The sequence below is a fragment of the Streptomyces sp. WAC05292 genome, assembly GCF_003949955.1.
GTDB lineage: Bacteria > Actinomycetota > Actinomycetes > Streptomycetales > Streptomycetaceae > Streptomyces > Streptomyces globosus.
In genome coordinates this window covers 1-4,819 of record NZ_RPSE01000443.1, presented here as the reverse complement: position 1 = coordinate 4,819, position 4,819 = coordinate 1, and the positions used below count along the sequence as shown (strand labels likewise).

Genomic DNA, 4,819 nt, shown 5'->3' with positions numbered 1-4,819 from the left:
CCCCCGCCCCCCGTGAAACGAGGCCCGATGAACCAGACGACGACCCTGCTGCGGGACGCTGACCTCGCCCGCGCCTTCGACCGGGCGTCCGGCACGTACGACCGGCTCACCGGCTTCAACGCCGGGTACCACGCCGACCTCCGGCGCTCCGCCCGCCGGCTCCGCCTGCCCGCCGGCGGGGCCGGCCTGCACATCCTGGACGCCGGCTGCGGGACCGGCGCCTCCACCGCGGCGCTGCTGCGCGCCGCCCCGTACGCCCGGATCACCGCCGTCGACGCGTCCGCAGGGATGCTGCGGCAGGCGGCGGCCAAGCCCTGGCCGCCGGGGGTGCGTTTCGTGCACGCCCCGGTGGAGCGGCTCGCCGACGCCGGGGTCACCGGCCCGTTCGACGCGGTGTTCGCCGGCTACCTCTTCCGGAACGTGTCCGACCCCGACGCCGTACTGGCCGCCGTACGGGCGCTGCTGGGCGACGGGGGCAGGCTCGCGGTGCACGACTACACCCTCAGCGGGTCCCCCGTGCACCGTGCGCTCTGGTCCGCGGTGTGCCGGGCGGTCGTCGTCCCGGCCGGGACGCTCACGGGCAACGGGGGCCTGTACCGCCATCTGCACGGCAGCGTGCGCGCGTTCGACACGGCCCCGCGGTTCGCGGAGCGGATGGCGGCGGCCGGGTTCACCGGCGTCCGGGTGCTGCCGATGCCCGGCTGGCAGACCGGCATCGTCCACACGTTCCTCGGCAGCCGGTCCGCGGCTCCCGCCCGGAAGGATGCCACCGCATGAGCGCCGAGACGGCCGTACGCCCCTCCCCCGGCACGCCCCGGGCGCCCCGGCGCGGCCGGGACCGCCGCGCCGAGATCCTGCTGCCGCCGCCCGGCAGGCCCCGCTTCACCGGGGCGGGAGCCCCGCGCGCCGCGGTGGTCGGCGGGGGCATCGCCGGCCTCGCCGCCGCCACCGCCCTCGCGGAACGCGGCGTGCGCGTCACGCTGTACGAGCGCCGGCCGGTGCTGGGCGGACGGCTCGCGGGCTGGCCCGTGCAGCTCGCCGACGGCTCGGCGGTGACGATGAGCCGCGGGTTCCACGCGTTCTTCCGCCAGTACTACAACCTGCGCGGTCTGCTGCGCCGGGCCGACCCGGCCCTCTCCACGCTCAGGCCCGTACCCGACTACCCGCTGCGCCACCGGGGCGGGCTGACCGACAGCTTCGCCCGGGTGCCCCGCACGCCGCCGTGGAGCGCCCTCGGCTTCGTCGCGCTCAGCCCCACGTTCGGCTGGCGCGACCTCGCCGGGCTCAACCCGCGGGCGGCGCTGCCGCTGCTCGACGTGCGGGTGCCGCAGGTGTACGAGCGGTTCGACGGGGTCAGCGCCCGCGACTTCCTGGCCGCCGTCAACTTCCCCGAGGCGGCCCACCACTTGGCCTTCGAGGTGTTCTCGCGCAGCTTCTTCGCCGATCCGGGGGAGCTGTCGGCGGCCGAGCTGCTGCTGATGTTCCACATCTACTTCCTCGGCTCCTCCGAGGGGCTGCTGTTCGACCTGCCCGACGAGCCGTTCCCGCAGGCGCTGTGGGACCCGCTCGGCCGCTACCTCGACCGCCTCGGCGCGGAGGTCCGCACGGGAGCGCCGGTCGACGCGGTCGTCCCGCACGCCGACGGGAGCCTCGGCGTCGAGTCCGGCGGCGCCGGCGCCCGCCACGACGCGGTCGTCCTAGCCCTGGACGTTCCGGGCCTGCGGTCGCTGGTGGCCGGCTCCCCCGGCCTCGGGGACGCGGCGTGGCGTGCCGGGATCGCCGCCCAGCGCACCGCCCCGCCGTTCCTCGTGTCGCGGCTGTGGCTGGACCGGCCCGTCCGCCGGGACCGGCCGGGGTTTCTGGGGACGAGCGGGTACGGCGGGCTGGACAACGTCAGCGTCCTGGACCGCTGGGAGGGCGAGGCCGCCCGGTGGGCGGGGCGCACCGGCGGCAGCGTCGTGGAACTGCACGCGTACGCCGTGGACGGGCCCTCGGCCCGCGACCGCGCCGGCGTGGAGCGCGGCCTGCTGGACCGGCTGCACGAGGTCTATCCGGAGACCGCCGCGGCCCGTGTGGTGGACTCCCGCCACGAATGGCACGAGGACTGCCCGCTGTTCCCCGTGGGCGGCTACGCGGCCCGCCCGGGGGTGCGGACCCCGCACCCGGCCGTGGTGACGGCGGGCGACCTGGTCCGCAGCGACCTGCCCGTCGCCCTGATGGAACGCGCGGCGACGACGGGCATCCAGGCGGCCAACACCCTCCTGCAGAGCTGGGGCCTCCGCGGCCACCCCCTGTGGACGGTCCCCCGCAGGGGCCGCTCCCCCCTCCTGCGGACCCTCGCCTCCCTCACGGCCGGGCCCTGATCCGTGGCGCCGCGGGTCGGGGCCCGACCCGCGGCGCCGCGGATCAGCCGGGGAAGCGGCCCGTGGAGCGGAGGTGGTAGCGGCGTTCGGCGTAGGCGAGGTCGTCGCGCCAGAGGCGGCCGGCGGTCCATCGGATCAGCGGGCGCAGGGCGGGGGCGAGGGCTCGGGCGGCGGCGAAGCCGCGGCGGTCCGAGGCGGCCACCACGGCTTCGGTCACGGCCGTGCGGGGCCGGCCGTCGGGGCCGGGCCCCAGCGGGGTCGCGTGCGTCTCCACCACCGACGAGACGCCCTCGCCCTCGGTGATGTGCATGACGACGGTGCGCGGCTCCGGCGCGGTGAACTCGGCCCGTACGGGGACGACCAGCCTCCCGGCGACCTTGAAGGAGACGTCGACGGTGAAGGCGTCACTCTCCGCCTGCCCCTCCGGGACCCCGACGACGGTCAGGTCGGTGAAGGAGTACGGGTGGAACCAGGATCCGTGCCAGGGGTCCAGCCGGTTCGCCACGACGTCCTCGGGCTCGCACCGGCCCACCGTCTCGAACACGGCGTCGACCGCGCCGTGTTCCGGCCGCGGCGGGACGACCGGCCGGTCCAGCGGCGGTTCCCCGCCCGCCTCGTCGAGGCGGACCCAGGCGAGGACGCCGTCGTCGTGCACCGGCAGCGGCTGCCAGCCGGCGAACGGCTCGCCGCCGCGCAGGGCGAGCCCGTGCCAGTGGCAGACGAGCACGCCGCACACGACGCGGCTGTCGCGCAGCGGGGCCCCCAGGTGCGGGCAGGCGCCCGGCCCGGCCCGGAGCGCGCCCGAGGCGTCGCGCCAGGCGACGACCTCGGTGCCCGCGATGGTCCGGCCGAACGGCCGGCCGCCGGCGCCGACGGCCCGTGAGGCGCCGAGGACGTACCAGTTGCCCGACGGCATCGCCGCCGCCCGTTTGAGGGCGTCTGCGATGAGCGCCGGCCTGGCCTCGCGCCATGTGGGCGCCTGCCGTTCCCAGGGCACGCGCCGGCCCGCCCGCAGCGGCAGTCCGCGGCCCCTTCGCCGTGGTGCTCCTGCATCCGTCATGCCGTCCCTCCCTCTCCCCGTACGGCGGCTGCCTCCAGCGGCGCGGGCGCCCGGCGGGCGCGCAGGCGTGCCGCCACGACCCCCGCGAGTCCGGCCGCCGCCTCGCGGGCGCGCTGCCGCCGCGGCACGACCGCCCTGCGGTGGACGACGGCGTACCCGTCGGCCGCGACGGCGTCGAGGATGGCGCCGTACAGCCGGTACGCGGTCCTGATGCAGGGGCGGGAGCGCGGGTCGAGCATGGCGATGCCCGGTTCCGCCTCCCGGTAGACGCCGCGCGTGAGGGCCGCGGCCGCCTCCAGGGCGGCGCGGATCCGCGGGTCGGTCCGGCCGGTGGCCCGGCTCCACTCCAGGAGGGCGCGGTCCGCGCCGTGTGCGGCGAGGAGGTCGGCCGGGAGGTAGACCCGGCCGCGGTCGAGGTCCTCGCCGACGTCGCGGATGAAGTTGGTGAGTTGGAAGGCGACGCCCAGCGCGGCGGCGTGCGGCGCCGCCTCCTCGCGCGGGGCGACGGTGCCGAGCACGGGCAGCATCTGGAGTCCGATGACGGCGGCCGAGCCGTGCATGTAGCGGCGCAGGTCGGCGTAGGTGGGGTAGTCGGTGACGGTGAGGTCGTCGCGCATGGATGCCATGAAGTCGGTGAAGTGCCGGGCGGGGATCGCGTACCGGTCGGCGGTGTGGGCGAGCGCGCGGACGACGGGCTCGCTGCTGCGGCCGGTGCGCAGGCCCTCGTCGAGGGCGTCCGCGAGCCGGGCGAGCCGGGCGTCGCGGATGTGCGGCGGGGTCCCGCAGGCCAGGTCGTCGACGATGTCGTCGGCCCAGCGCGCGAAGCCGTAGAGGGCGTGCACGGCGGGGCGGCGGGGCACGGGCAGGAGCCGGGTCGCGAGGAAGTACGTCCGCCCGTGCCGGGCGTTGAGCCGCCGGCAGTGCCGGTAGGCGGCGCGCAGCTGCGGGTCGGCGATGCCGGCGGCGTCGAGTTCGCGCCGGGTCACGGGCGGTGCCCCCGCCCGGTGCCGAGGACGCGCTGGGCGGCGAGCTTGCCGCTGATCAGCACGGTGGGGACGCCGACGCCGGGGGTGGTGCCGCAGCCGGCCAGGACGGCGTTGTCGATGCCGCTGACGAGGTTGGCGGGGCGGAACGGGCCGGTCTGGGCGAAGGTGTGGGCGGCGGAGAACGGCGTGCCGGCGGCGTGCCCGAGGGCGGTCCAGTCGGCCGGGGTGACCAGCAGTTCCTCCTCGGTTGCGGCGCCGAAGCCGTCCAGGCCGCGGCGTTCCAGCTCGCGTACGAGGCTGTCGCGGTAGCGGGGCCCGAGGTCCCGCCATGCGGCGGCGGAGGGGCCGGTCGCGGTGTTCGGGCAGGGCGCGAGCACGTAGTGCAGGTGGCGGTCCGGCGGGGCGAGCCC

Annotated in this window: 5 protein-coding genes; 2 read left to right on the top strand and 3 right to left on the bottom strand. The window is 77.5% G+C overall.

Translation table 11 applies throughout. The annotated features are described in order from the left end of the window. Positions 1-27 precede the first annotated feature (27 nt). Positions 28-777, top strand: a complete 750-nt coding sequence (locus EF903_RS28810) for a class I SAM-dependent methyltransferase (RefSeq protein WP_125547944.1) — start codon at positions 28-30, stop codon at positions 775-777. After that, positions 774-2,363 carry an FAD-dependent oxidoreductase gene (locus EF903_RS28805; RefSeq protein ID WP_125547943.1) on the top strand — a complete coding sequence of 530 codons (1,590 nt, stop codon included), beginning with the start codon at positions 774-776 and terminating at the stop codon, positions 2,361-2,363. The genes EF903_RS28810 and EF903_RS28805 overlap by 4 nt, the downstream gene beginning before the upstream one ends. A gap of 43 nt (positions 2,364-2,406) precedes the next feature. Here EF903_RS28805 and EF903_RS28800 read toward each other — a convergent pair whose 3' ends face one another. The 3 genes from EF903_RS28800 to EF903_RS28790 form a co-directional block, all read right to left on the bottom strand. After that, entirely contained in the window at positions 2,407-3,423 is a 1,017-nt protein-coding gene (locus EF903_RS28800) for a DUF5914 domain-containing protein (RefSeq protein ID WP_125547942.1), read from the bottom strand. Continuing rightward, complete coding sequence (locus EF903_RS28795; RefSeq protein WP_125547941.1) at positions 3,420-4,409, bottom strand: phytoene/squalene synthase family protein; 990 nt, start codon at positions 4,407-4,409, stop codon at positions 3,420-3,422. Before EF903_RS28795 ends, EF903_RS28800 begins: the two co-directional genes overlap by 4 nt. Next, the coding region (locus EF903_RS28790) for an FAD-dependent oxidoreductase (RefSeq protein WP_185902882.1) at positions 4,406-4,819 on the bottom strand (414 nt) is incomplete at its 5' end. The genes EF903_RS28790 and EF903_RS28795, both read right to left, overlap by 4 nt.